General features: G+C 45.4%; 26 protein-coding genes. 9 read left to right on the plus strand and 17 right to left on the minus strand.

Translation table 11 applies throughout. The features are described 5' to 3' along the window. The 9 genes from GO495_RS18040 to GO495_RS18080 all read right to left on the minus strand — a co-directional run bounded on the left by GO495_RS18040 (position 1) and on the right by GO495_RS18080 (position 9,375). The gene (locus GO495_RS18040) at positions 1-699 is read right to left on the minus strand and encodes a sulfite exporter TauE/SafE family protein (RefSeq protein ID WP_157301126.1); all 699 of its coding nucleotides are present in this window, start codon (positions 697-699) and stop codon (positions 1-3) included. A 7-nt stretch (positions 700-706) separates the two neighbouring features. Further along, positions 707-1,135 carry a FixH family protein gene (locus GO495_RS18045; RefSeq protein WP_157301127.1) on the minus strand — a complete coding sequence of 143 codons (429 nt, stop codon included), beginning with the start codon at positions 1,133-1,135 and terminating at the stop codon, positions 707-709. Between the two features lie 11 nt (positions 1,136-1,146). After that, a complete protein-coding gene (ccoG, locus tag GO495_RS18050; protein ID WP_157301128.1) occupies positions 1,147-2,520 on the minus strand; it encodes a cytochrome c oxidase accessory protein CcoG in 1,374 nt (457 codons plus the stop codon). Positions 2,521-2,524: 4 nt separating this feature from the next. Next, positions 2,525-3,574 carry a cbb3-type cytochrome c oxidase N-terminal domain-containing protein gene (locus GO495_RS18055; protein ID WP_157301129.1) on the minus strand — a complete coding sequence of 350 codons (1,050 nt, stop codon included), beginning with the start codon at positions 3,572-3,574 and terminating at the stop codon, positions 2,525-2,527. 17 nt (positions 3,575-3,591) lie between these two features. Then, positions 3,592-3,768, minus strand: coding sequence for a CcoQ/FixQ family Cbb3-type cytochrome c oxidase assembly chaperone (locus GO495_RS18060; RefSeq protein ID WP_157301130.1), 177 nt, complete (start codon positions 3,766-3,768; stop codon positions 3,592-3,594). A 12-nt stretch (positions 3,769-3,780) separates the two neighbouring features. Further along, positions 3,781-5,892 carry a cytochrome-c oxidase, cbb3-type subunit I gene (gene ccoN, locus GO495_RS18065; RefSeq protein ID WP_157301131.1) on the minus strand — a complete coding sequence of 704 codons (2,112 nt, stop codon included), beginning with the start codon at positions 5,890-5,892 and terminating at the stop codon, positions 3,781-3,783. A gap of 24 nt (positions 5,893-5,916) precedes the next feature. Continuing rightward, positions 5,917-6,123: a cbb3-type cytochrome oxidase assembly protein CcoS gene (ccoS, locus tag GO495_RS18070; protein WP_157301132.1), complete on the minus strand. Its 207-nt coding sequence runs from the start codon at positions 6,121-6,123 to the stop codon at positions 5,917-5,919. A 79-nt stretch (positions 6,124-6,202) separates the two neighbouring features. Beyond that, positions 6,203-8,587, minus strand: coding sequence for a heavy metal translocating P-type ATPase (locus GO495_RS18075; protein WP_157301133.1), 2,385 nt, complete (start codon positions 8,585-8,587; stop codon positions 6,203-6,205). Between the two features lie 77 nt (positions 8,588-8,664). Next, entirely contained in the window at positions 8,665-9,375 is a 711-nt protein-coding gene (locus tag GO495_RS18080; RefSeq protein WP_157301134.1) for a Crp/Fnr family transcriptional regulator, read from the minus strand. A gap of 63 nt (positions 9,376-9,438) precedes the next feature. On the opposite strand from GO495_RS18080, the gene GO495_RS18085 reads away from it, so the two are divergent. The 7 genes from GO495_RS18085 to GO495_RS18115 all read left to right on the plus strand — a co-directional run bounded on the left by GO495_RS18085 (position 9,439) and on the right by GO495_RS18115 (position 15,162). Further along, positions 9,439-10,026 (plus strand): pseudouridine synthase, encoded by a 588-nt coding sequence (locus GO495_RS18085; protein ID WP_157301135.1) that lies wholly within the window; start codon positions 9,439-9,441, stop codon positions 10,024-10,026. An 81-nt stretch (positions 10,027-10,107) separates the two neighbouring features. Further along, the gene (locus GO495_RS18090; protein WP_157301136.1) at positions 10,108-10,983 is read left to right on the plus strand and encodes a YicC/YloC family endoribonuclease; all 876 of its coding nucleotides are present in this window, start codon (positions 10,108-10,110) and stop codon (positions 10,981-10,983) included. A 19-nt stretch (positions 10,984-11,002) separates the two neighbouring features. Next, positions 11,003-11,512, plus strand: a complete 510-nt coding sequence (locus GO495_RS18095; RefSeq protein WP_157301137.1) for a gliding motility lipoprotein GldH — start codon at positions 11,003-11,005, stop codon at positions 11,510-11,512. Continuing rightward, a complete protein-coding gene (locus GO495_RS18100) occupies positions 11,493-12,509 on the plus strand; it encodes a sensor histidine kinase (RefSeq protein ID WP_157301138.1) in 1,017 nt (338 codons plus the stop codon). The genes GO495_RS18095 and GO495_RS18100 overlap by 20 nt, the downstream gene beginning before the upstream one ends. 24 nt (positions 12,510-12,533) lie before the next feature. Then, positions 12,534-13,241, plus strand: coding sequence for a response regulator transcription factor (locus GO495_RS18105; protein WP_090101412.1), 708 nt, complete (start codon positions 12,534-12,536; stop codon positions 13,239-13,241). A 247-nt stretch (positions 13,242-13,488) separates the two neighbouring features. Then, positions 13,489-14,283 (plus strand): sensor histidine kinase, encoded by a 795-nt coding sequence (locus GO495_RS18110; protein WP_157301139.1) that lies wholly within the window; start codon positions 13,489-13,491, stop codon positions 14,281-14,283. Positions 14,284-14,403: 120 nt separating this feature from the next. Then, positions 14,404-15,162, plus strand: a complete 759-nt coding sequence (locus GO495_RS18115) for a LytR/AlgR family response regulator transcription factor (RefSeq protein WP_157301140.1) — start codon at positions 14,404-14,406, stop codon at positions 15,160-15,162. A 6-nt stretch (positions 15,163-15,168) separates the two neighbouring features. Here GO495_RS18115 and GO495_RS18120 read toward each other — a convergent pair whose 3' ends face one another. From GO495_RS18120 to GO495_RS18130, 3 genes are all read right to left on the minus strand, one after another. Beyond that, positions 15,169-15,930 carry an SH3 domain-containing protein gene (locus tag GO495_RS18120; RefSeq protein WP_157301141.1) on the minus strand — a complete coding sequence of 254 codons (762 nt, stop codon included), beginning with the start codon at positions 15,928-15,930 and terminating at the stop codon, positions 15,169-15,171. 17 nt (positions 15,931-15,947) lie between these two features. Then, on the minus strand, positions 15,948-17,906 hold the full coding sequence (locus GO495_RS18125; RefSeq protein ID WP_157301142.1) for a BatD family protein: 1,959 nt from the start codon (positions 17,904-17,906) through the stop codon (positions 15,948-15,950). Between the two features lie 111 nt (positions 17,907-18,017). Then, complete coding sequence (locus GO495_RS18130; protein WP_157301143.1) at positions 18,018-18,722, minus strand: SDR family oxidoreductase; 705 nt, start codon at positions 18,720-18,722, stop codon at positions 18,018-18,020. A gap of 63 nt (positions 18,723-18,785) precedes the next feature. Between GO495_RS18130 and GO495_RS18135 the strand changes: the two genes are divergently transcribed. Continuing rightward, positions 18,786-19,487, plus strand: coding sequence for a YjjG family noncanonical pyrimidine nucleotidase (locus GO495_RS18135; protein ID WP_157301144.1), 702 nt, complete (start codon positions 18,786-18,788; stop codon positions 19,485-19,487). A 55-nt stretch (positions 19,488-19,542) separates the two neighbouring features. Here GO495_RS18135 and GO495_RS18140 read toward each other — a convergent pair whose 3' ends face one another. From GO495_RS18140 to GO495_RS18160, 5 genes are read right to left on the minus strand one after another with little or no spacing between them, the layout of a single operon-like run. Beyond that, positions 19,543-19,746, minus strand: a complete 204-nt coding sequence (locus GO495_RS18140) for a hypothetical protein (RefSeq protein WP_157301145.1) — start codon at positions 19,744-19,746, stop codon at positions 19,543-19,545. 11 nt (positions 19,747-19,757) lie between these two features. Next, positions 19,758-20,408, minus strand: coding sequence for a phosphatidylserine decarboxylase family protein (locus tag GO495_RS18145; protein ID WP_157301146.1), 651 nt, complete (start codon positions 20,406-20,408; stop codon positions 19,758-19,760). A 24-nt stretch (positions 20,409-20,432) separates the two neighbouring features. Further along, entirely contained in the window at positions 20,433-21,320 is an 888-nt protein-coding gene (locus GO495_RS18150) for a phosphatidate cytidylyltransferase (RefSeq protein ID WP_157301147.1), read from the minus strand. Positions 21,321-21,365: 45 nt separating this feature from the next. Then, positions 21,366-21,587 (minus strand): putative signal transducing protein, encoded by a 222-nt coding sequence (locus GO495_RS18155; RefSeq protein WP_157301148.1) that lies wholly within the window; start codon positions 21,585-21,587, stop codon positions 21,366-21,368. A gap of 31 nt (positions 21,588-21,618) precedes the next feature. Continuing rightward, positions 21,619-22,548 (minus strand): CPBP family intramembrane glutamic endopeptidase, encoded by a 930-nt coding sequence (locus GO495_RS18160; RefSeq protein WP_157301149.1) that lies wholly within the window; start codon positions 22,546-22,548, stop codon positions 21,619-21,621. 92 nt (positions 22,549-22,640) lie between these two features. Here GO495_RS18160 and dusB point away from each other — a divergent pair, with 92 nt between their 5' ends. Further along, entirely contained in the window at positions 22,641-23,705 is a 1,065-nt protein-coding gene (gene dusB / locus GO495_RS18165; RefSeq protein WP_157301150.1) for a tRNA dihydrouridine synthase DusB, read from the plus strand. Positions 23,706-23,715 lie beyond the last annotated feature (10 nt).

A 23,715-nucleotide genomic window follows, 5' to 3' on the forward strand; every position in this document is an offset into this window, starting at 1 on the left:
CTATGATGGTTTATAACAGTGTTCAATAATTTTTCCTTTGGAGATAGCAGGACTGATGTATGGAATGCCGAGGTTCATGCCACGCAGGATCAATAGGACTGCCATCAATGCTACTGCGTATGGTACACACTGGCGCAGTTTGTTGCGCATGTGGACGGTGATGATCTGGCTGCACCAGCTAATGGTAACCATCGCTGGCAATGTGCCGGTACCAAAGGCGCACATGAACAGCGCGCCCTGTGTGATGCTACCGGTGGCCACAGCCCCCGCTACGGCGAAGTAAACAAGCCCGCAGGGCAGTAAGCCATTGAAGAAACCGATTGCATAGAGGGTGTGTAGCTTCTGTTGACGCAATAGATTGCCCAGGATCTTTTTAATGCGGGCGCCGTAGATGCCTGTGCTGAAATGGAAACGGTTATTGCGGAAGATAACAGCCAGCAATAACCCGCAACCAATTGTAATGGATAACCATTGTTGTAACCCTCCGATATAGAATTGTCTGCCCAGCCAGCCGGATGCAATGCCTATGCCGCTGTATGCGGTAATACGCCCTGCGTTGTATAACAGTATGCCGGCCATTTTCCTGGTACCGTCCAGGTGTTGTACCGGTAATGTCAGCGCTATCGGGCCGCACATTCCGATACAATGAAAGGAGCCTATGAATCCGAGTGAAAGAGCATAAAGAAATGTCAGGAACATAATCAACTTAGTTAACCATTACTGCGTTTTCCTGGAAGTACTTTTTTCCGTTTGCCTCCCAGTGCATCTGTACCCTGTAACTACCTCTGTGCAGACGATCCTTGCTGAGAATGAGCAGTCCGGATTTTACGGGCACTGTTACATCCTGTCCCGAATCTGAAGCCCGGTAAAACAACACATTTCCTGTAAGGGGAATGTCCTGCATCTCTTTGGGAAAAGCCAGTGTGATCGTATGTTCTTCCTGACTTATCACTACAGGAGAAGACAGGTTCATGGCTTGTTTACGGCCATCTATCACCTGTTGATATTTCAGTTCTTCCCCATAGTAATCAGGCGTTACCAGGTCTATCCGGGTACGCATACTTTTAGTGACCATGGTAAGAATTCCGGCCGCGAAAAGCACAAAGACGATGATGATTTTATGTCCCCAGTTCATAGTGATGTGTTTTATTGTACAGGGCCCAGGAAAGTGGTTTTGATGGACCCGGTTTTTTTATTGCCTGTATATAACGCTATATGCAGGTTTGTTTTACGGTTTTTAATACTCGTACGGGGCAGTACAACGAAGAAAGTTCCCTCTCCCTGGTCTTCTGCCTTTACACGGATAACCGGTTGTCCTAACAGCTCTATAGAGCCGGGAGCATCCTCCAGTTTCAAGGTAAGCAGGATATCCGCAGCCGTTTTATTCACCAGTTTGATGCGATAGAGGTTAGTAATGCTATCCAGCCCTCTTTCCTGGTACAGCATACCTGCTGTGCGCATTACGGCCCCGCTCACCGGCTGCCTGCTGAGCAGCATCCAGGAGATAGCAGAGAGAATGATCAGTAAGAAAGCACTGTAGACCCTTATACGGGGGGTAAAATGTAATGGCTTGTTAGCTGCAATACCGTTCTCTGAAGCATACCGGATAAGATCCGGCGGGCGGCCCGTTTTTTCCATCATGAAATTGCAGGCATCTATACAGGCCGTGCAATTCACACATTCCAGCTGGGTCCCGTTGCGGATATCTATCCCCGTGGGGCATACCTTTACACATTGTAAGCAGTCTATACAATCTCCGCCGCTCTGTTCTTTTTTAAAATGTCCTCTGGGCTCTCCTCTTACATAATCATATGCCACCACTACAGTATCCTTATCTAACAATACTCCCTGCAAACGACCATAAGGGCAAACCACGGTACATACCTGTTCTCTGAAGAAAGCAAATACGCCATAGAAAACGCCGGAAAAAATAAACATGGTGGCGGTATGTGCAGACACGGGGCTTTCAATCACCTTCAACAGGCTATCAACCCCTATGATATATGCCAGGAAAGTATTGGCGATGAGAAAAGACAGGACAAAAAACAGGATATGTTTGCTTGTCTTTTTCAGGACTTTTTCTGCGCTCCATGGCGCTTTGTTCAACACTTTCTGTGCCGCCGCGGTCCCCTCTATCCAGTACTCTATTTTCCTGAACAGCATTTCCATAAAGATGGTCTGAGGGCATGCCCATCCGCAGAACAATCTGCCGAAAGCCATTGTAAACAATACAATGAACAGGATAAAGGCAACCATTGCCAGGCCGAAAATGAAGAAATCCTGCGGCCAGAAAATGGCGCCAAACAAAATGAACTTTCCTTCTACCACATTTAGTAAAAACAAGGGCCGGCCATTTATTTTAATAAATGGACCGGCGAAGAATACAATAAAATACAGGTAACTTAAAATACTTCTGGCAGTATAATACTTACCAGCAGGCTTTTGAGCATATATCCAATTGCGTTTTCCCTGTTTATCAACAGTGGCTAAGCTATCTCTGAACGTTTCAGTCTCTTCCATAACACTATTGTTCTAGTATACCTTGTTTCTCTTTTGGATTAGGAGGATTGGAGCCATGGATACTTTTGATATAACTGGCCAGCTGGGCCAGTTGTCTCGGAGAAAAATCATCTTTCCATGACTTCATACCTTTATCTGCTACCCCGTATTTAATCGTGCTAAATACGTCATTGATCTTTCCGCCATGCAGCCAGTAATCGTCTGTCAGGTTAGGACCTACGACTCCCTGTCCCTGTGGGCCATGACAAGGCGCACAATTAGTGGAGAACAGCTTCTGGGCAGCTGCAAGGTCTGCCGGATCAGTAAGCTGCTTCACGCTTTTCTCATCGATATTATTAGCAGCCAGTTTCAGGTACTCGGCTTTTTCTTCTGCGGCTGCCGCTTCTGCGGAGGCTAATTCCTCTGCCTGTGTAGGGGCCGACTGGAAACGCCAGAGATACACGACAGCGAACAGTATACTGCAATAGAATCCATATCTCCACCAGGGAGGAGTTGGATTATTCAGTTCATGGATACCGTCATAGTCGTGTCCCATATCTACGTCTGCTTCAGAATCGGCATCCAGGCTTTTTGTATCGTTCAGTTTATCCAGCCAGGAGATCTTCGGCTTGCCGGGAACGGCTTCCTTAACAGGTTTGATCCTTCTTTTGCGTTCAATACCTACCAGAATACGTAACGTAAACAACAGGCTGATGATCACAGCTATTTCCAGGACGATCACAGATACCAGCAGGTAAAAGGACGTCTGTGACAGGCCGTTGATGAGCGTTGTTTTCGCTGCAGGAGTATCCTGTGCCATAGCCTGACCAGCTACCAGTAGTAACAGTATAGTTAGTACTGTTCCGGACTTCTTTATTCTATCCTTGTAAATATCCATGGCACTTATTACCACGCTGCCAAGGATGCCGATCGCGATAAGTAAGCCGATGATCACGGTCAGCAATACGATTGCCACCGGATTGCTTAATTCTGAAGGAGGTTCAGGTCTGTCCTGCGCCGCAGCCGTAAGGCTGAGTAATAAAAGTGCAGATATATTGACTAGTTTCTTGTTCATGTCTGTAACAGTTAAAATTATTTGCTCGTCATGTTATCATCCAGCGGGATATGGCTGATATGATCTATCATGCCCTTATCTGCTTTAAGTGCCCAGAAACTGGCCAGCGCAAAGAAGATGGTGAAAATGAACAATGAGGCCAGCGGATATACACTTACACCGGTGATTGATTCCAGATAGTTGATGAACTTCATTGTAGTATGATTTTAATGTGTGGCTTTAATATCTTTTCCTAAGCGTTGCAGATAAGCAATCAGGGCAACGATTTCACGGTCTGGCTGTATAGGCAGCTTATCCTTTTGCAGGGAAGCTGTTATTTCCTGTGCCTGTTTCTCCATGTCTGCATTTGCCTGTTTCTCATAACCCAGGGCATAAGGCACGCCCAGTTTTCGCATCACATTGATCATCGGAGGAGTGAGTGTTTTATCTACTTTATCTTCGAACAGCCACGGATATTGCGGCATGATAGAACCAGGAGACATAGATGTAGGGTCCATCATGTGATTGTAATGCCATGAGTTCGGATACTTACCTCCTATCCTGGCTAAATCCGGACCTGTACGTTTAGATCCCCACTGGAAAGGATGATCATAGATAAATTCCCCGGCCTTGGAGTATTCCCCGTAACGCGCCACTTCGTCCCGGAATGGGCGGATCATCTGGGAGTGACAGGTATAACAGCCTTCGCGGATGTATATATCACGTCCATGCAGTTCCAGCGGCGTGTATGGTTTTACGCTGGTGATAGTAGGAATGTTACTCTTTATCAGGAATGTAGGGATCAGTTCAAGAATGCCCCCGATACCTACCACAATAAGGCTGAATACGACCAGCTGTATGGGTCTGCGTTCTATCCAGCTATGCCAGTGCGCTTTCCCGTGAGTAACGATCACTTTTGGTAAAGGCGCAGCTTCTGCAGGTTCATTGGCTACGAATGTACCACGGAGTATAGTTTTGGTCAGGTTCACTATCATCAGGATCACACCGGAGAGATATAATGTACCACCGAATGCGCGTAATGCATACATCGGTACAATTGTGTTCACTGTTTCAAGGAACTGGAATTTTAACTGACCTTCCGGTGTAAACTGTTTCCACATCATGCTTTGTGTAAAGGCCGCCCAGTAAAGCGGAATAACATAAAAGATGATGCCCAGCGTACCTATCCAGAAATGTGTATTCGCCCATTTCTTAGAGTATAGGTTTGTGCTGAAAATACGTGGTAATAACCAGTAAAGGATACCGAAAGTGAGGAAACCGTTCCATCCCAAAGCGCCTACGTGTACGTGTGCGATGGTCCAGTCAGTATAATGACTGATCGCATTCACATTTTTAAGCGATAACATAGGGCCTTCGAAAGTCGCCATACCATAACAGGTAAGTGCTACGACGAAGAATTTCAGAATGGCATCTTCTCTGACACGGTCCCATGCGCCACGTAATGTAAGCAAGCCATTGAGCATACCACCCCAGGAAGGAGCGATGAGCATAATGGAAAATACGGTACCTAAGGATTGAGCCCATTCAGGCAATGCGGTGTATAACAGGTGATGTGGTCCTGCCCAGATATAAATAAAGATGAGCGCCCAGAAGTGGATGATAGACCAGCGGTAAGAATATACCGGCCTGTTGGCCGCCTTCGGAACAAAGTAGTACATGAGTCCCAGGTAAGGAGTTGTGAGGAAGAATGCAACTGCATTATGTCCGTACCACCATTGTACCAGCGCATCCTGTACACCTGCATAAGCAGAATAACTTTTCAGGAAAGATAAGGGCAGCTCGAAGGAGTTTACGATATGCAGCATGGCAATCGCTACCCAGGTACCAATGTAGAACCAGATAGCTACGTACAGATGTGCTTCACGACGACGTAAAATAGTGCCCAGCATATTAGCGCCGAACACCAGCCATATCAGGGTGATTGCGATGTCGAAAGGCCATTCCAGCTCCGCATATTCTTTACCGGTAGTACATCCCATAAAGAGGGTAAGAGCACCGCCGGCAATGATGGCCTGCCATCCCCAGAAATGAATTTTACTCAGAATATCACTGAACATACGCGCTTTACAAAGGCGTTGCAGTGAGTAATACACACCCATGAAAATACCATTGCCTACAAAGGCGAATATTACAGCATTGGTGTGTACGGGCCTGAGTCGTCCAAAGGTAGTAGGAGCAAATCCAAGGCTCAAATCCGGCAACACAAGTGCAAGTGCGGCCCAGAGGCCTGCCAGCATGCCTATCAGCCCCCAGCCGATACATGCATATGCAAACCATTTAACGGTACGGTTGTCGTACGAGAATTTTTCAAGAGGCATATATATTCTATTACTAGTTGATGGCTAATTTTTACAGATAGCAGATTTGCAATTCTTATTATCGCATGACTTTTTGCAGATGTGTACGGCTGGTTTGTCTTCAAAAAGCACGCGGTGCGCGGGAGAAAAACTATCTTCGAATTGTCCGTTCTTCACAGACCAGATGAATGCTGCAAGGAAAAACAATGCCACCAGCAGACTGGCTCCCAGGAGAATAATGATCACGCTCATAGTGTAATAGTTTATTACAAAGCTAGGCCATGTCATGTGCGGGGTTTATGATGTAGCTCAATAGTGCCGCTGATTTATATCAGTGTCTGTCGGCCCATTCACTTAATCCATAAGTAATCAGTACAATGCTGATAGAGCTTGCAGGCATGAGTATAGCAGCAGTAAGCGGGGATAAAATACCTTGTACGGCAAAAAACAGCCCGGTAATATTATAGATAAGGGAGATGATAAAGCTGATAATGATAATGCGTTTGTTGGCCTTGCATATTTTTATAAAATGCGGTAGTTGTGGTAGTTGAGCAGCTTCCAGGATACCGTCACTTGCAGGTGTAAAGTTGTTGCTGTTTTCTGCGATAGAGATACCTACATCGCTTTGTTTTAATGCACCGGCATCGTTTAATCCATCGCCTATCATGAGCACCCTGTTACCTTGCTGTTGCAACTGGATGATGTAGTTTAATTTGTCTTGCGGCTGCTGCGTGAAAAGCAATGTGGATGAAGGTCCTAGGAGTGTGCGCAGGTAAGGCATTTCCCTGTTGTTATCCCCGGATAAAAGAGAAAGGGCGTATTTTTTTTGTAATTGTTTTAATAACACCGGCATACCTTCGCGGAATTGATTTCCGATACTGTAATATCCTGTCACCTGTCCGTCAATAGCAACGAACACAGTACTTCCATCAGTAGTTACAAGTTTAGGTGCGTCTACGAATGCAGCACTGCCCATCTCTATAAAATGTTCCTGTACCCAGCCACTGATACCCTGTGAGGTAACGGATTTAAAGCCTCTTACGGGCAGGCGGTCGTTATTCCCGTAATTTGCAGCTATAGATTGACTTAACGGATGTGAAGACTGTGCGGCAAGAGATGCGACAGCAGCGGTTTGATCAGGCGTAAGAGGGAGACCAATATAATTAGCCGTGCTGATTGTTTTGCTTGTAAGCGTGCCCGTTTTATCAAAAACAATATGATTTATACGCGCCAAACGCTCTATAGCTGCCGCATTACGCAGGTATAAGCGATGGCGGCTCAGTATTCTTAAAATATGTCCGTTTGTGAAAGAAGCCGCCAGCAGCAGCGCACAGGGACAGGCGATAATTAAAACAGCAGTAACGGCAGGCCATATACGTGCAGGTTCATACACCCACCAGTAAGTAGCGGTGATCACAGCAATCCATAATACTACCCAGGTAAAATACCTGGATAATAAATGAATAAAGGAGGCTTCTTTTGCAACCGGATTTTTTATTTCCTCGCGGTTCCAGAGACTGGTAAGATAACTTTGAGCCACTTCCTTAATGGTCATTATCTCGATGTTTCCTTCCAGTTGTTTTCCTCCTGCATACACGATTTCACCTACGGATTTCCTTACAGGTAAAGATTCTCCGGTTACAAAGCTGTAATCAACCACTGCGTGGCCTTTAATCAGAATGCCATCTGCCGGAATCAGTTCATCATTATGGATTAGTAAGGAGTCATTTATTTTGATATCAGGTAAGGCCGTTGGGATTTCTTTTCCTGCTTTTATAACGGAAACCGCTATGGGAAAGTAGGCGGTGTAATCTCTGTCGAAAGAAAGCCCCTGGTAAGTTTTCTCCTGTAAAATCCGTCCTGCCAGCATGAAGAAAACAATGCCGGTCATAGAATCAAAATACCCTGCGCCGTGGCCGGAAAATACGTCTGAAAGACTGCGGACAAAAGTGACGATAATGGCCAGTACTATAGGCACGTCTATATTCAGAAAACCCGCTTTAAGACTGCTCCATGCAGAGCGGAAGAATACCTGTGCACTGTAGAAGAATACGGGTAAAGAAAGTAATAAATTGAGATAACGGAAGAGGAGATTGAGTTTGGGATCAGAGTAACTATGCCCGGAAAAGTATTCAGGAAAACTGAGAAGCATAATATTCCCGAAGCAACAGCCGGCCACACCTATGCGGTAGATGAGATCGCGTTGTACGCGCGGCTTTTTCTGTTGCAGGTCTTCCAGGCTGATGTAAGGCTCATATCCTATACTGGTAAGTGTTTCCACTACTTTTCGCAGAGATGTTTGAGACTGCCGGAAAACGACCTGTGCCTCTTTTCGTGTAAAGTTGACTGTTACTTTCTGTACGCCGGGGTCCAGCCGGTGCAGGTTCTCGAGGAGCCAGAGGCAGGAGCTGCAATGAATGTAAGGAATATAAAAGGTGACGTGTGTTTGCTGATCATCCCGGAATTGCAGCAGTTGTTGCTGAATCTTTTCATCATCGAGGAAGGCAAATTTATCTTTTCTGACAGGAATGCGTTGCGCCACTCCGGGTTTATTATTCAGAGAGTAATATTCACAGAGATCATTCTCGTTCAGTATTTCATATACCAGTTTACAACCCTGGCAGCAGAAATATTTATCGCCATTAGTAATGCTGTTGTCCGTACAGGTTTCTCCGCAGTGATCGCATAGTAGTTGTACATCGGATAACGTTGCCATATCGAAGATTTGGAGCAAAGCTAGTCGTATGGCCGGGGAGGCACAATGATGAGGATCAAGTTAAAATGTGATGCAGATCAGTCCTGGAGATTAGCAGTGCGTGTAATCTCTTCTGTATTAAGCAGGCGGATCTTTTTGCCTTGTAGTTCTATGAGGCCGTCCTTTTTGAATTCGGAGAGCAGGCGAATAGCGGATTCTGTAGCAGTACCAACCAGGTTGGCTATTTCTTCGCGGGAGAGACGAACATTGAGGGTGAAGCCGTCGGTTTCCACGCCATAGGTTTCTTTAATAAAGAGAAGGGTTTCTGCCAGTCGTTCACGCACGGGTTTCTGAGACAGGTGGGTGATCTTCACTTCTGCTTTACGCAGTTCGCTGGCAATAATGCGCATCATTTCGAAAGACAGGCTGGCGTCTTTCTGTAATATGCTCATGAAAAGATCTTTGGGAATGAAACATACAGAGGCGTCGTCGAGGGCGATAGCAGAGGCGGTATAACGTTCAGCGCTCAGTAATGCTTTATAGCCTATAATATCACCTGGTTTGGCGAGGCGTACGATCTGTTCGCGGCCATCGTCTCCACAGTGAGATAATTTAATCTTACCTGTATTCACACAATAGATGCCAAAAGGATAAGCTCCTTCCTGGAATACTACCTGCCCTTTTTTGTAAACAGAGCATACCTTGGCTGCTTCAATTTCTTCCAGATTGCACTTTTCTGCTTTGAAAAGGATTGATCCAAAGCGGGCCTGGCAATTCAGACAAGAAGCATTATGGAAAGCTGTACACATATATTCGACCGCAAAATTACTAATTTACAGGCAATTTACCCTTAAGTAACGAGTTGTTAATGTATGCCATTTAATTATTATGTTATATATAAACCTTTTCAGGTACTTACCCGTTTCGGGAAAGAGGATGGGAAGGACAGTCTGTCAGATTATTTTAAAGTACCTGTGGATGTATATCCGGTAGGCAGGCTGGATTATGATAGTGAGGGATTGCTGATACTTTCGAATGATAAATCATTGACTAACAGATTGCTTGATCCTGTGAATGCGCATGAACGGGAATACTGGGTGCAGGTAGACGGGGCTATAGATGATGCTGCTATCCGGCAATTACGTCAGGGCGTTACCATTGCTGTGGACGGGAAAAAATATCAGACCCGCCGCTGTCAGGCAGAGATCTTTGAGACGGAACCAGCGGTTCCGGAGCGTAATCCCCCTATTCGTTTCCGAAAGAGCATCCCTGCACCCTGGATAAAACTGGTTTTGCAGGAAGGCAAAAACCGGCAGGTACGCAAAATGACTGCAGCCGCGGGATTCCCTACGTTGAGACTTATCCGTTATCGTATCGGAGGCATTACCATAGAGGGAATATTACCCGGAGAGATGAGAGAGATGACCCAACGGGAGATCTACGCATTATTGTTTAAGTAATTACCACCAGTAAAGACCTTGTAGCTAATCTTTTGCGCTTTGCCCTAATTTAGCTAGGTTTGTTACTCACAAATCTCTATTATGCTGAAATCAATGACCGGCTTCGGAAGGGCGGAAAATACCAGGGGAGAGACCACCATCGTGGCAGAAGTAAAATCGCTCAATGGTAAGCAGTTTGACGTAAACCTGAAAATATCCCCGTTATTAAAGCCTTACGAATTTGATATCCGCAACCTGCTGCAACAATCTTTGCTGCGTGGTACACTGGATGCAACGGTGAATGTGCGGCAGAACGGGGCTAACCGTCCGGTGATGATCAATACGGAGCTGGCCCGGTTTTATCACCAGTCCATCACTACGCTGGCAACAGAGCTGAACATGCCGCAGGAAGATATGCTGAACGTGCTGATGAAATTGCCTGAAGTAGTGACGCCTGCTACAGAACAGATCACAGAGGAGGAGTGGAAAGAGGTGGAAAAAGTGCTGAAAGCTGCGCTGGATGAACTGGACGCACACCGTCAGGATGAAGGACAAATGATGGCAGCAGACCTGCTGGTACGCATAGATAATATAGAGTCTTATTGTGTAAAAGTGCGGGAACTGGACCCATTGCGTAAGGATAAAGTGCGTCAGCGACTGGAAAGTTTGCTGGCAGAACATGTGGGCAAAGAGAACGTCGATGCGAACCGTCTGGAACAGGAACTGATATTTTATTTAGAAAAGCTGGATATTTCAGAAGAGTTGATCAGACTGGAAAATCATTGCCGTTACTTCAAGGAGATCCTGCATGAAGCGGATCCTGCGAAAGGAAAGAAGCTTGGATTTGTGCTGCAGGAAGTGGGTAGAGAGATCAATACAACCGGTTCAAAGGCAAATGATGCCGCTATACAACAATGGGTGGTATTGATGAAGGACGAGCTGGAAAAGGCAAAAGAACAGGTACTGAACGTACTTTAATAAAAGTATTTCGAATTATATGAGTAATTTCTGCCGGACTATTGTGGCCGCAGGTATGCTGCTGATAGTGGCGTCCTGCCAACCCATGAAGATGGACACCTATGAAAAGAACCTGGAGATCCCGGGACATGAATGGTCTTACGAGCATAAACCTGTTTTTGAGGTTACATTGCTTCCGGAGGACACCGCCTACCTGTATAATATATTTGTAAATGTAAGGCATAAGGACTCCTATCCTTACAGTAATATATGGCTGGTAGTAAGTACACAGTTCCCCGAAGGAAAGCCAATACCTCAGCGTGTAGAACTGCCACTGGCAGACATGTCCGGCAAATGGCTGGGTAGCGGGCTGGATGACATTTACGAACACCAGATACCTATTCAGCAGAAAGCAATACTCAACAAGCCGGGCACTTACCGGTTCACCTTTGAACAAAATATGCGGCAAAATCCGCTGCCAGATATCATGAATGTAGGCCTGCGGATTGAGAAAGCCGGGTTACGAAAAAATGAGAAAGCTATTCCTTAAAATGCACGAAGGAAAGGTTATTTCCTTCATTTACCTCTTTGTACTGGCATACACTATTCTTGCCCTGGTATGGTGGGGGGTGTTACTGTTCATGCAAAGTGAACAGATCGCCCGCTTCGAAGTCCAGAACCTGGAACTAAGAACAGATAGTGTTTCGCACCCCGTAGAATATCATCAGGAACTCCAACGCATAGAAACTACCGAAGAACGACGAACTGTCATGTTCTTTGGGGAGGGGGTTATTTTCCTTGCCATCATACTTTTAGGCGGGTTCTTCGTATACCTGGCAGTCTATAAACAGATGAAGTTATCACAGCAGCAACAGAACTTCCTGATGGCGGTGACGCATGAACTGAAGTCGCCCATAGCCGCAGCTAAACTGAACCTGGAAACATTGCGCAAACATAAGCTGGACGAGGAAAAGCAACATCGCCTGCTGGATAATACCATCCGGGAAACCAATCGCCTGGACCAGCTTTGTAATAATATTTTACTGGCTTCCCAGATGGAATCCCAGCGTTATCAGCTGTACCGGGAAGACCTTGATTTCTCTGCCCTGATGGAGGCCGGCGTAAAGGAAATACAGTCACGGATACCGACCCATACTATACAGGCACATATTTTGCCTGACGTGTGGTTGAATGGGGACAAGTTCATGTTGCAGATCATGCTGAGTAACCTGGTGGAAAATGCTGCCAAATATTCACCTAAAAATACGGTGATAGATGTTGAGCTTACCGCAACAGCGAATCAGCTCAAATTAAAGGTAACGGACGAGGGACCAGGAATACCCATTGATGAGCGCAGGCGCATCTTCCTTAAGTTTTATCGTATAGGCAATGAAAATACGCGTAAATCCAAAGGATCAGGTTTGGGATTATTCCTTACCGAGAAGATCGTACAGCAACACGGAGGAACAATTATAGTGAAGGATAATGTGCCGGCTGGTGCCAGTTTTGAAATAACATGGCCTGTATATTCCGCACAAACTGTGTAAATTAGATTATTGCAATTATAAATTATGAAGGAAGCTACAAAAGCATCCATACTACTGGTAGAGGACGAAGAGAACCTCCAGGAAGCATTGAAGCTTAACCTGGAGCTTGAAGGATATGAAGTTACGGCTGTAGATAATGGCACCGCTGCTTTGAAGGCGGTGAAGAATGAATATTTTGATCTGATCATACTGGATATTATGCTGCCGGAAATGGACGGCATCGCCGTATGTGAGAACATCCGTATCCAGAATAATGAGGTTCCCATCTTATTCCTGAGTGCCAAAAATAGTAGTGCAGACCGGGTACTGGGCCTGAAGAAAGGCGGGGATGACTATATGACCAAGCCTTTTAACCTGGAAGAGTTGCTGCTGAGGGTAGAAAAGCTGATCGTAAAGAACAAGAAGATTCAGGATAAAGACAGTGTGCCAAGCGTATACCGCTTTGGAAGTAATGAAATAGACTTTGGAGCACAGGAATGTATAGGCAAAGACGGAAAGCATTATGAATTAAGCAAGAAGGAGGCCATGTTGCTGAAACTGCTGATAGAGAACAAGGGGGAAGTCGTGACCCGGGAGAAGATCCTGCAGGTGGTATGGGGGTACAATGTATATCCTACTACCCGTACTATTGATAACTTTATACTGAACTTCCGGAAGTATTTTGAGGAAGACAGCCGGAACTCGCGATACTTTCACTCTGTGAGAGGTGTCGGCTATAAATTTACCGAATAGAAGCTCCGCCAGGAGCTTTTTGTTTTTAACCCAATTACCACTTACCATGCGTTTTCCCCCAATTTCGGGAGAAATGCTGCCTTGTAATAATTGTCACTTTAATTTCATACATATTTAGCGGATATTTAAGATCGGTCTTAACTGATGTTGCAATGCCGTACCTGATTGAGGTTTTCTAACCTGGTGATGGTGCCACTTTGTAGTACAGACTTTAATTATATCCTTTTAAATAAAAACCGTTAAAGAGTTGAGGCTTTGCAATGACATACTCAGTGCAGCAGGTTGGCCGTATTGGCTGTTTTTTTTGTTAAGTGTAACGATATTATGTATCCTTTTTTTCAGAAGAGAAAGGCAGATAAGGAAGATCACAGCAAAAGAGATAACCCGGCAACAATCCCTTGTATACCTGGAAATGCACGCATTTCAGGCGCAGATGGACCCTCATTTCATCTTCAATAGCCTGAACGCAATACATCATTATATCCTTACTACCAGTACGGACCTGGCATCTCTGTACCTTACCCGCTTTGCAAGACTGATGCGATCCATGATCCGGAACTGCAACAAAGAATGGATAAACCTGGAAGAGGATGTAGAAGCCCTTGAACTATATCTGCAACTGGAACAACTGCGCTTTGGCCCACAGTTCGACTATAACCTGGAAGTATTGCCGGAGGTATTTCAGCAGGTGACCATGATCCCCCCTCTTATTATTCAGCCATATGTACAGGAAGCCATCTGGCAACGCTTGTTGCTGAGACCTGAAAAGACCGGCGGATTCCTGAAAATCATTATCAGTCGCGATAAAGACATGCTCTGCATCCACATAGCGGATAACGGTGTTCATAATGACACCATACCTCCCTCAGACGCTTCGTTCCTGAAAGGGATTACAATCGCTGCGGAAAGACTGGAAGCCATCAATGAAAAATATAACCTGAGAGCTTCTGTAGAAGAAGAAGATGTTTATAATGATCAGCATGAACCTGATGGAAGTCACGTTATTATCAAAATGCAACACGTTTCCAGCCGTCTGAATTAGCCCCTGCTTATTTTATTTAAATCATACACAAATCTTTACGGGAAATATTGTACTTTTTCCCTGCCTGACCTATACATGAGCATAAGCAGGGAATTTTGGGGACAAAGAATTTTCTAGAACATGCGTACCATCATAGTGGATGATGAAAAGCTAAGCAGGAGCGTACTGACGCTTTTATTGGAGAAACACTGCCCGGCAGTAAATATAGTGGCTGTTTGTGCCGATGGTATCACGGCTTTAGAGGCTATTGAGGCACATAAACCCGAACTCCTTTTCCTGGACGTGGAGATGCCGGGCCTGAACGGCTTTGAAGTATTGCAGGCCTGCAAGGATGCCAGCTTCTCTATCATAATAACTACTTCGCATGATCATTATGCATTGGATGCAATCCGTCATAATGCGCTGGATTATCTGATGAAGCCTATTATTAAGGAAGATCTGCAGGAAGCTGTGGATAAGGCCCAGCTGCGTCTTTCCAAAATAAAGGAACAGGCGGTCAGCAAAACAGATAGCCTGATGGAGTTCCTGCATCAGCACCTGCATCCGGGAGAACGGTTGGCATTGCCTAGTCCTGAAGGACTAAGGATGTTATTGGTAAGGGATATCCTTTACTGCGTAGCAGACGGGGAAAACACCAAAATTTATCTACAGAGTTCGCCGGAACAACCATCGCTGGTATGCCGTACATTAAAAGAAGTAGAGAGTAATCTAAAAAACAAAGGATTTTTCAGGGTACACCATAGCTATGTGGTGAACCTCTTCTATATGGACAGGTATATAAAAGGAGATGGCGGGGATATTATAATGAGCGACGGTTGTAGTATACCGGTGTCCCGGAATCGCAAGCAGGAGTTTATGGAAAGGATAGAGCGGCTGTAAGAATCCTTACAGCCTTTTTATTTCTGCACAGGCCAGCCATCCGGTTTTGCCATCTGGCAACACTATTTTGCAGTACTCCTGCGTAGCGTCTGTCACCTGTACTTTTACACCTTCATGTAATTCAAAAATATCTTTGCTGCCCAGGTCTGGTGCCGCTTTTACTTTTACCGTACTACCCATAATGATACCAGTATCATGCACGTTGGTATTCATGTAAGCACTAACGGCCATACTGATAAAACATAGAAACAACACACCTGTAATAACATTCCCCCATTTTATTAAAACCGGGTTAATTGCAGGGCGCAACAGCATTACAATAATACCCGTAACAAACAGCCAGAAGAAAAGAATACTTCCTAATGCCCATCCGTTCGGGTTATAGAGATGTTGTATCTGTAACCACCATTGCTGGAAGAATAACAGGGGAATATCATTTACATAGCCTTCTACCCGCTGATTAGCCACGGAAAGATTATGTGTTGCCGGTTTATAGAAAGGGTCCCTGATCAGTGCTTTTTCATAATTGTAAATAGCCAGGCCGGTGCGGTTGGCCTTGTACCAGGCATTACCTGCATTGACGTATAACTCAGGCTGGTTATAGCCTTCGTCTATCAGTTGCTGATAAGTACCAGCAGCGTCACTGTATTGTTTTTGCCGGAAAAGATCATTGGCTTTGTTGAACAACTGTTGCTGCGGTATCTCTGCTGCCAGTAATGAATTACATAGCAGCAAGCAGAAACAGATACCTGTTAATATTGATTTCATCCGTTAATAGTTATATTTTATGCAACTGTTTTTGCGCGTTGCAACTCGTCTTCTAATTGGCTGATCACCTTTACTGCCTGCTGATAGGTCCCCTGCATTTTGTCGTTGTTATGCATAGGGGTATACAGCGCCATTTCGCAATTATCAAGCAGTTCGAACAGCTGTTCAGTATTTTCTCCATTGATCTGTTGTTGTGAAAGGCGTTCCTGGATCAGCTGTTTACTAAGATCTGAAAAAGGAATATGCAGTTTATTACTAAGATAACCCCATACTGCACGGGAAGTTTCCTCATAGAATGCCTTGTCTTTTCCTTCCCGCAGGTAACGCGCAGCCAGTTCCAGGCGTTTGAGCGCTACTTTATTAGCATAGCGGTGTTTAAGGAATGCTGCGTTATTCTGCTGATAATCCTGTTTGCGGCGGTAAAATAACACAACGATCAGGACTATTAACGGAAGCAGTAATAAGATATAGAACCATGGACTAGCTAACAGGAATCGTTGGTCTTTGATCCATTGTAGTTGTCCATTGAAGTTAGAAGTGATGGTATTCCTGTTTTCGCTAAAGTCTTCCTTCTCTTTTTTTGCCTGTTTGCCTGCTGTTACATGTACTTTAAAGGCCGGCGAATGCATCGTTTTATAACTATTGGATGCTGCGTCGAAGTAAGAAAACTCTACGGGAGGGATCGTCTGATCCCCTGCTTCCAGCGGCATGAGCGCAAACTCAAACTGACGGGAGCCGGAAAGAGGGTTACTGTTCTTCTCAATGTTATCGGTAACCTTCGGATCGTATTTTTCGAAGCTGGACGGAATATCCAGCTTAGGTGCATTCAGCAGGTTCACATTACCCTGGCCGGCGATCACCACTTTCAGGGTGAGGGCATCGTCTGTACTCAGGTTTTGTTTGTCTACTGTAGCCGTCATATTGAATTTACCAACAGCACCGGTGAAGCTTATCGGGCGGCTGTCTACCGGCAGAGGTTTCACATTTATTTTTACAGGCGGTGTTTGTATTTTATATGGCACATCCTCATAACTCACTTCCGGACGGTTAAAGAAGTCGTCGAAGAAAGGGTCGCTGAAGGGGTCGTTAAATGCATCCCCGAAAGGATCACGTGCTGCTTTTTTGTTATTCTTTACAAGCTTTACCAGTCGTACATGGTTATCCACTTCTACCGGGTCCAGTTCCAGTGTGCCGGATTGCAGTGGGAACAGGAGCGTTTTGCGAATGATAAATACTTTGAACGGTATGCCATTCACCAGTTCTTCCGTTGCCTGTGGCGGATTCGGTAGTTCTATATCTTTAGCGGAAAAGCCTTTGAATGCAGGTACTTTGGTAACACTTGAATTTGTTGGGAGGCGTGTGTATAGCTTATAGGTAACCGTTAACTGTTGCCCTTCATACAGGCTGGTTTTATCTACGTCTACCTTCACGAAAATATTCTTCTTTAGCTTGGCATTTACATCTTCCCCATTCTTCAATACCCCTTCCATTTCATCCTGTCTGCCGGGTTGTTGTGCACGGGACTGGGGAATAGCTGTCTGGGGCAACTGTTGCTGTTGCGGTCCCAGGTTGCGGGCGCCTTTCACAACTTCTATCGTAACCGGGTTGGAATGCACCACATTTCCGTTCGTGCGTGCAGTAGCGCCTGTGAGGGTAAAGTTACCCACTCTTTTGGGTTGCAGTACGTAAATGAGCGCAATATATTCAGAGCGGTGACCGTTCATAATAGACTGCCCCTGCATCTGGGAAGGGCCTTGCAACACTTCAAAATCGTTAAAGGAAGGAGGGGTAAAGCTAGATACATTAGGGGCATTTTCCAGCATGAATTGTATCTGGAAAGGTTCATCCAATGCCACTTTTGTATTACTAACAGTGGTAGTGAACTTAAAATCCTGCGCCTGCAGGCATGATACTACACCCAGAGAACAAAGCAGGGATAGTACACTCATCCTTATACTAACAGTATTGACCATCATAATGCATAACAAATTTAACCAAAGCCAGCCCTGTTATGACCGGATACCCAGTTAAAACTTAGTTAAAAAAATAATAGATATGAAGGTGAAAAGTGCTTACTGGTAAGGGTTTTACTGGATATCTCCCAGCATGGGCCGCATAAGTACTTCTTCCACAACAGCCTGAGCCGACAGTGTATATGCCGCCCACAGCAGGTTCGCAATATCTTCCGGTTCCATCATCCGGCCCGGAGGGGCATCAAAACCGTCCCAGGAGGCCGTTAATGTTGGGCCCGGACTGAGCGACGTTACTTTCACGTTATGTTGTTTCAGCTCTTCGCGCAGGTTCCTGGAAAATCCCAGCAGGGCAAACTTGGTAATGCTATAAGCTCCGCCATTTGGGTAAGCCTTATAACTGGCTGTAGAGCAGAGGTTGAAGATATGCCCTTTGCGCAGTGCTTTCATCGCAGGCAACAATTGCCGGGTGAGGTGATAGGCACTGTATACATTTGCGGCCATCATGCTTTCCAGCAGCCCGTCTTCCTGTTCGTCCAGACTGCCGGGTACAAAAAAACCAGCATTGTTTACCAGTATATCCACTGAAGGGAATACCGATTTTATTTTGGCTGCAAAGGCGAGTACATCCTCTTTTTTACCCATGTCTGCGGGCATGGATAATACGGTTGCCTGCGGATTTTGTGCCTGTATATCAGTAACGGCCTGTTCCAGGGGGGCTGCATTCCTGGCACAAATAGCTACGTTAAATCCTTCCCGGGCAAGCTTTTCAGCGATGGCCTTCCCTATGCCTTTACTGGCTCCGGTGATTACTGCGTTCATAAATTACATTTATAAGAGGGTGGAAAATAGTAAATTTATGCCTGCTTTCAGCAGCATTTTAAGATGAAATACAAACATATATTTTTTGACCTTGACCATACGTTGTGGGATTTTGAAGCCAACTCCTTTGAGGTTTTAGAGGAATTATATCATGAGCATAACCTGGAAAGCAGAGGCGTTGCCTCTTTTACCGTTTTTCACGAGCATTTTACTGTACATAATGATAAGCTGTGGGACCGTTTCAGAAAAGGATTTATCAACAGGAATGAGTTGCGTGTAAAACGTTTCAGGGTAACATTGCTCGACTTTAAAATCGGGGATGAAAAGTTAGCGGATGCATTAAGTGTGCAGTTCCTGGAACGTCTGCCCTTTAAAACAAACTTATTCCCGCATACTAAAGACGTACTGGAATATCTGGCAGCTAAAAACTATCCTATACATCTCATTACGAATGGATTTGAGGAAACACAGCTGCAAAAAATACGTAATTCCGGGATAGATCATTTCTTCACACATATCATTACTTCTGAATCTGCGGGCACGCTGAAACCGAAGAAAGAGATTTTTGATTTCGCTATTGCCAAGGCTGTAGCAACTACGGAGACGAGCATTATGATCGGAGATGCACTGGATATTGATGTGCTGGGAGCGTATAATGCGGGGATAGACCAGGTACACTTTAATCCGCTGTTACTGGCGCCTAAGATTGATCTGAAGCCTACTTACTCTATTCAGAGCCTGCATGAACTAAAGGGAATATTATAGATATAAAAGACCGGGCCTCAGTTAGAACTGAGGCCCGGTCTTTTTTGCATAGAAATTATTTTCTGGCAGCAGGCTTTGCCGGCTGGGCCGGTTGTGCTGGCTTCGCCGGTTTGGCAGTACGCAGACCGGCTGTTTTAACCGGCTGTTTGCAACATGCTTTGTTGCCCTTACTGCAGGATTTCTCCTTTGCTTTCTCCTGGGCCAGAACTGTACCTGTAATGAATAATACGGTGACAGCTCCTATGATTAATTTCTTCATATATGCGTATTTTATAAAGTTGCAATGACTGTCTGACCAGCACGCACTACCTGGTCCAGCTGAACTGATACCTGGGTACCTACCGGCAGATAAAGGTCTACCCTTGAACCAAATTTAATGAACCCCATTTCTTCATTCTGTGTTACTTCCATACCTGGTTTCAGATAGTTTACGATACGGCGGGCCAATGCACCGGCGATCTGTCTTACCAGCACATCTGTTTTTCCGTTGCCGATCACCACAGTATGGCGTTCGTTTTCGGTAGATGATTTTGGATGCCAGGCCACCAGATATTTACCTGAATGGTACTGAGACAGTTTTACCTGTCCGCTGATAGGGTTCCTGTTCACATGTACATTTGCAGGGCTCATAAAGATAGACACCTGCAGGCGTTTGTCTTTAAAATACTCAGGTTCATAGGTTTCTTCAATCACCACTACTTTACCGTCGCAGGGCGCTAATACCAGGGACTCGCCGTGTTTCATTTCCCGGTTTGGGATACGGAAAAAAGAAATAATGAACAGGAAAAGTGCCAGGGAAAAGGCAGCAATAATCTGGAGGGTGAGCGTGTTTCCGGAAAAGTAGAAAACGGCGCCGTTGATCAGTGCAAGCACTACAAAAGTCAGTAAAATGGTGGCCAATCCTTCTCGATGGATCTTCATGTTGTGTTATTATTTGATGCGAAGTTAAATCATTGCGAATAAATGTACATATAACCATGCAAAAGGAGCCGCAAGTAGCAGGGAATCAAAGCGATCCATAAAACCACCATGCCCCGGCATTATTCTGCCGGAATCCTTTACACCAGCCATACGCTTGAGTTTTGACTCCAGCAGATCGCCTATGGTACCGAAAACAGCCGCGATCGTTGCCAATGCCAGCCAGTGTTGCAGGGACAGCCATTGCTGGCCCCAGTAATGGCCGTACACGCCAGCAGCGGCTACTGCCAGGATCATACCGCCCAGAGTGCCTTCTATGGTCTTTTTAGGGGATATAGTGGGTGCAAATGGAGTGCGTCCTATCAGAGAGCCTACAATGTAGGCCATGGTGTCATTGATCCAGATAAAGATGATGAGCAGGAGCGGAATAAGCCAGCCTGGTCCTGTACCGGTAGCCGTAGGCGTAAACCGGATACTGTCATAATTCAGGCAGAGATGTATCAGCAAGCCCAGGGAGAGCGTAATATAAATGAGGCCCAGGGCGGAATAGCCCATGTTTTTAAGTGAGAACTCTTTACTCAGCAATATCTCCCCTATAGGCATTACCAGCAGGAAAATGACGGCCAGCCACCAGCCCAGGAAACCCAGTGAAAGGTTTGCGGCAGAGATGAAATGTTCCCCGGTAAAGGCCATGATCAGCGCACAACTGGCAATGAGAATACCGTTCCTGTGCCAGCCGGAAATGCCGGCATATTCAGGATCTATGTTCCTGATCAGTTTGAAATATTCCTGCAGGGCAAAGAAGTTGATCAGGAAAAAAAGCAGGAAAAAAGTAAAGGAACTGTATAAGATCCCGCCCAGCATTACGGCTACAAAAACGAGGGCAGTAGCTGTTCGGGTAAAAAATGTCTTCATGTAAGCGTATGATTTGAAAGGTGATATCCGCTGTTCAGGCGGCTTTTATTCTTCATTCTCCGGGTTTTCCTGCAGCAGTTTGATCGCTTCTGCTTCCTGGGATTGATGTACATAAATTTCGGCCATCCCGGGCAGCGTCACAAGATAGGAAGAGTCCACTCTGTTTACCAGTACTGCGTTTACGCCGTATTCCTGTAACATACCTTTCACTATTTCCGCGCGGAAAGTTTGGTTGGTAGTAAATATTTTCACCCAGTCTTTTTCCATAAGTCTTTTATTGATGCCTGTAATTTACGATTTACTCACCGATTGAATCTATATCTGGTTCTTTTACAGTGAGTAGTTTAGGTTGATCCGACCTTTTACGCAGGTACCACAGCAGAGCTACTGTTATAATCAGGCTGATGGCTGCGCTGTACCAGGCGGTGGTTTCCGACTGCATAGGATCGTCATGGATCAGTTTAGCCTGATAAAGATAGACCATCACCACCTGCATTCCATTATTGAGGAAGTGTCCGAGGATGGATAACCAGAGGTTCCCACTCAGATAATAGATAGCACCCAACAGGAAACCTAATATAATGCGGGGGATAAAGTCCAGCCATTCCATATGAATAGCGCTGAAGAAAACAGCGGTAAGGAGAACTGCTATCCAGGGAATTTTTGGCATGGCCTGGATAAGAAGACGTTGTATCACCCCTCTGAAAAAGAACTCTTCTGCGATAGCAGGGAGTATGGCAATGAGTATGATGTTTACGAGCAGTGTACCCAAGTTGGGCATTTTCAGCAATATCCTGGTAAGGAGTTCTGCCTGTTCTTCCATTTGCATGGAGGACCCGGACAGCTGCCAGGTATGGTTCCAGTCACCTGCAAAGCCTACCACTGGTAATGCAGCCAGCATAACTAAAATGGCCAGCGCTGCCGGCAATACCCTGGGAGCTTTCTGTAAGTGCATCCACTGTGCAGGGCTGGGGGCTGCCAGATAGGCAAAAAGGGCCGCCGGGCACAGATAAACTACTAAAGTGTATAGAAATTGCGTTAATTTCAGATAGCCGAGAACTTTAGGTAGGGAAGGATCAGCAGTTTGCAGTGTTTCTATGGTATAGCCGCTGATGTAAGGAAAAACAGTGATCAGGAAGATCCCATACAGCAGTGAAAAGCCAATGAATAAGCCAAAAAATGTAGCGATCTGTAACGCTGGCGGGTACTGCCTCAGGTAGCCTGTCATAGAGTAATTTTGCGTAAATTTACAGTGCGAAATCGAGTTGGCAATTGGTTTCCGGATTAATAAGTGTTAATAGCCAGCTATCAAATAATAAAATGGTAAAAATTGGGAATATAATATTAGGTGATTTTCCGCTCTTACTGGCTCCGATGGAAGACGTAAGTGATCCACCTTTTCGTGCAGTGTGTAAAGACCAGGGGGCGGACCTGATGTATACGGAGTTTATTTCTTCGGAGGGTCTTATACGTGATGCGATCAAGAGCCGGCAGAAGCTGGATATATTTGATTATGAACGCCCTGTAGGTATTCAGATCTTTGGCGGGGATGAGGAACCAATGGCAATGGCCGCACAGATAGTAGAGGCAACCAATCCTGATCTGCTGGATATCAACTACGGCTGTCCGGTGAAGAAAGTAGTATGCAAGGGCGCCGGTTCCGGTATCCTGAAGGATATTCCTAAAATGGTAAAGTTAACGTCCGCGGTGGTGAAGGCTACCCGTCTGCCGGTTACGGTAAAGACCCGCCTTGGCTGGGATGATAACACAAAAAATATTGAAGAAGTAGCAGAGCGTTTACAGGATGTTGGCATACAGGCGCTTACAATACATGGGCGTACCCGTACCCAGATGTATAAGGGTAGCGCTGACTGGTCGCTGATCGCCAAAGTAAAGAACAATCCCCGTATTCATATACCCATCTTTGGGAATGGAGATATCTGTACACCTGAACAGGCAGTAGCTGCCCGTCAGAAATATGGTGTGGACGGGATTATGATAGGACGTGCTGCAATAGGGTATCCCTGGATCTTTAATGAAATCAAGCATTTTATGAAGACGGGTGAACATTTACCTCTTCCAACTGTTTTTGAGAGAGTAGAAGTTTGTAAGAAACATCTGCGGCATTCGGTAGCCTGGAAAGGGGACGTTGTAGGTATACTGGAAATGCGCAGGCACTATACCAATTATCTCAAGGGATTACCGCACATCAAAGATTTCAGACAACAATTAGTAACTTGCAATACGCTGGCAGCAGTAGAAGACGTTTTAGATAAAGTAGCAATACATTACAAGGATCATGTTATAGAACGGACATCCCCCCTTGCAGATAATAATTTATTGCCGGCAAATAATGAAGTAGTAGATTGTAACGTTTACGGATAAACCCCAGGTT

The organism is Chitinophaga oryziterrae (genome assembly GCF_009758125.1).
GTDB classification, from domain to species: Bacteria; Bacteroidota; Bacteroidia; order Chitinophagales; family Chitinophagaceae; genus Chitinophaga; species Chitinophaga oryziterrae.

Excerpts from the sequence above, each read along its gene's own strand:
- GO495_RS18040 (WP_157301126.1), bottom strand. The coding sequence starts at position 699 with ATGTTCCTGACATTTCTTTATGCTCTTTCACTCGGATTCATAGGCTCC.
- GO495_RS18045 (WP_157301127.1), bottom strand. The coding sequence starts at position 1,135 with ATGAACTGGGGACATAAAATCATCATCGTCTTTGTGCTTTTCGCGGCC.
- ccoG (WP_157301128.1), bottom strand. The coding sequence starts at position 2,520 with ATGGAAGAGACTGAAACGTTCAGAGATAGCTTAGCCACTGTTGATAAA.
- GO495_RS18055 (WP_157301129.1), bottom strand. The coding sequence starts at position 3,574 with ATGAACAAGAAACTAGTCAATATATCTGCACTTTTATTACTCAGCCTT.
- GO495_RS18060 (WP_157301130.1), bottom strand. The coding sequence starts at position 3,768 with ATGAAGTTCATCAACTATCTGGAATCAATCACCGGTGTAAGTGTATAT.
- ccoN (WP_157301131.1), bottom strand. The coding sequence starts at position 5,892 with ATGCCTCTTGAAAAATTCTCGTACGACAACCGTACCGTTAAATGGTTT.
- ccoS (WP_157301132.1), bottom strand. The coding sequence starts at position 6,123 with ATGAGCGTGATCATTATTCTCCTGGGAGCCAGTCTGCTGGTGGCATTG.
- GO495_RS18075 (WP_157301133.1), bottom strand. The coding sequence starts at position 8,587 with ATGGCAACGTTATCCGATGTACAACTACTATGCGATCACTGCGGAGAA.
- GO495_RS18080 (WP_157301134.1), bottom strand. The coding sequence starts at position 9,375 with ATGTGTACAGCTTTCCATAATGCTTCTTGTCTGAATTGCCAGGCCCGC.
- GO495_RS18085 (WP_157301135.1), top strand. The coding sequence starts at position 9,439 with ATGCCATTTAATTATTATGTTATATATAAACCTTTTCAGGTACTTACC.
- GO495_RS18090 (WP_157301136.1), top strand. The coding sequence starts at position 10,108 with ATGCTGAAATCAATGACCGGCTTCGGAAGGGCGGAAAATACCAGGGGA.
- GO495_RS18095 (WP_157301137.1), top strand. The coding sequence starts at position 11,003 with ATGAGTAATTTCTGCCGGACTATTGTGGCCGCAGGTATGCTGCTGATA.
- GO495_RS18100 (WP_157301138.1), top strand. The coding sequence starts at position 11,493 with ATGAGAAAGCTATTCCTTAAAATGCACGAAGGAAAGGTTATTTCCTTC.
- GO495_RS18105 (WP_090101412.1), top strand. The coding sequence starts at position 12,534 with ATGAAGGAAGCTACAAAAGCATCCATACTACTGGTAGAGGACGAAGAG.
- GO495_RS18115 (WP_157301140.1), top strand. The coding sequence starts at position 14,404 with ATGCGTACCATCATAGTGGATGATGAAAAGCTAAGCAGGAGCGTACTG.
- GO495_RS18120 (WP_157301141.1), bottom strand. The coding sequence starts at position 15,930 with ATGAAATCAATATTAACAGGTATCTGTTTCTGCTTGCTGCTATGTAAT.
- GO495_RS18125 (WP_157301142.1), bottom strand. The coding sequence starts at position 17,906 with ATGATGGTCAATACTGTTAGTATAAGGATGAGTGTACTATCCCTGCTT.
- GO495_RS18130 (WP_157301143.1), bottom strand. The coding sequence starts at position 18,722 with ATGAACGCAGTAATCACCGGAGCCAGTAAAGGCATAGGGAAGGCCATC.
- GO495_RS18135 (WP_157301144.1), top strand. The coding sequence starts at position 18,786 with ATGAAATACAAACATATATTTTTTGACCTTGACCATACGTTGTGGGAT.
- GO495_RS18140 (WP_157301145.1), bottom strand. The coding sequence starts at position 19,746 with ATGAAGAAATTAATCATAGGAGCTGTCACCGTATTATTCATTACAGGT.
- GO495_RS18145 (WP_157301146.1), bottom strand. The coding sequence starts at position 20,408 with ATGAAGATCCATCGAGAAGGATTGGCCACCATTTTACTGACTTTTGTA.
- GO495_RS18150 (WP_157301147.1), bottom strand. The coding sequence starts at position 21,320 with ATGAAGACATTTTTTACCCGAACAGCTACTGCCCTCGTTTTTGTAGCC.
- GO495_RS18155 (WP_157301148.1), bottom strand. The coding sequence starts at position 21,587 with ATGGAAAAAGACTGGGTGAAAATATTTACTACCAACCAAACTTTCCGC.
- GO495_RS18160 (WP_157301149.1), bottom strand. The coding sequence starts at position 22,548 with ATGACAGGCTACCTGAGGCAGTACCCGCCAGCGTTACAGATCGCTACA.
- dusB (WP_157301150.1), top strand. The coding sequence starts at position 22,641 with ATGGTAAAAATTGGGAATATAATATTAGGTGATTTTCCGCTCTTACTG.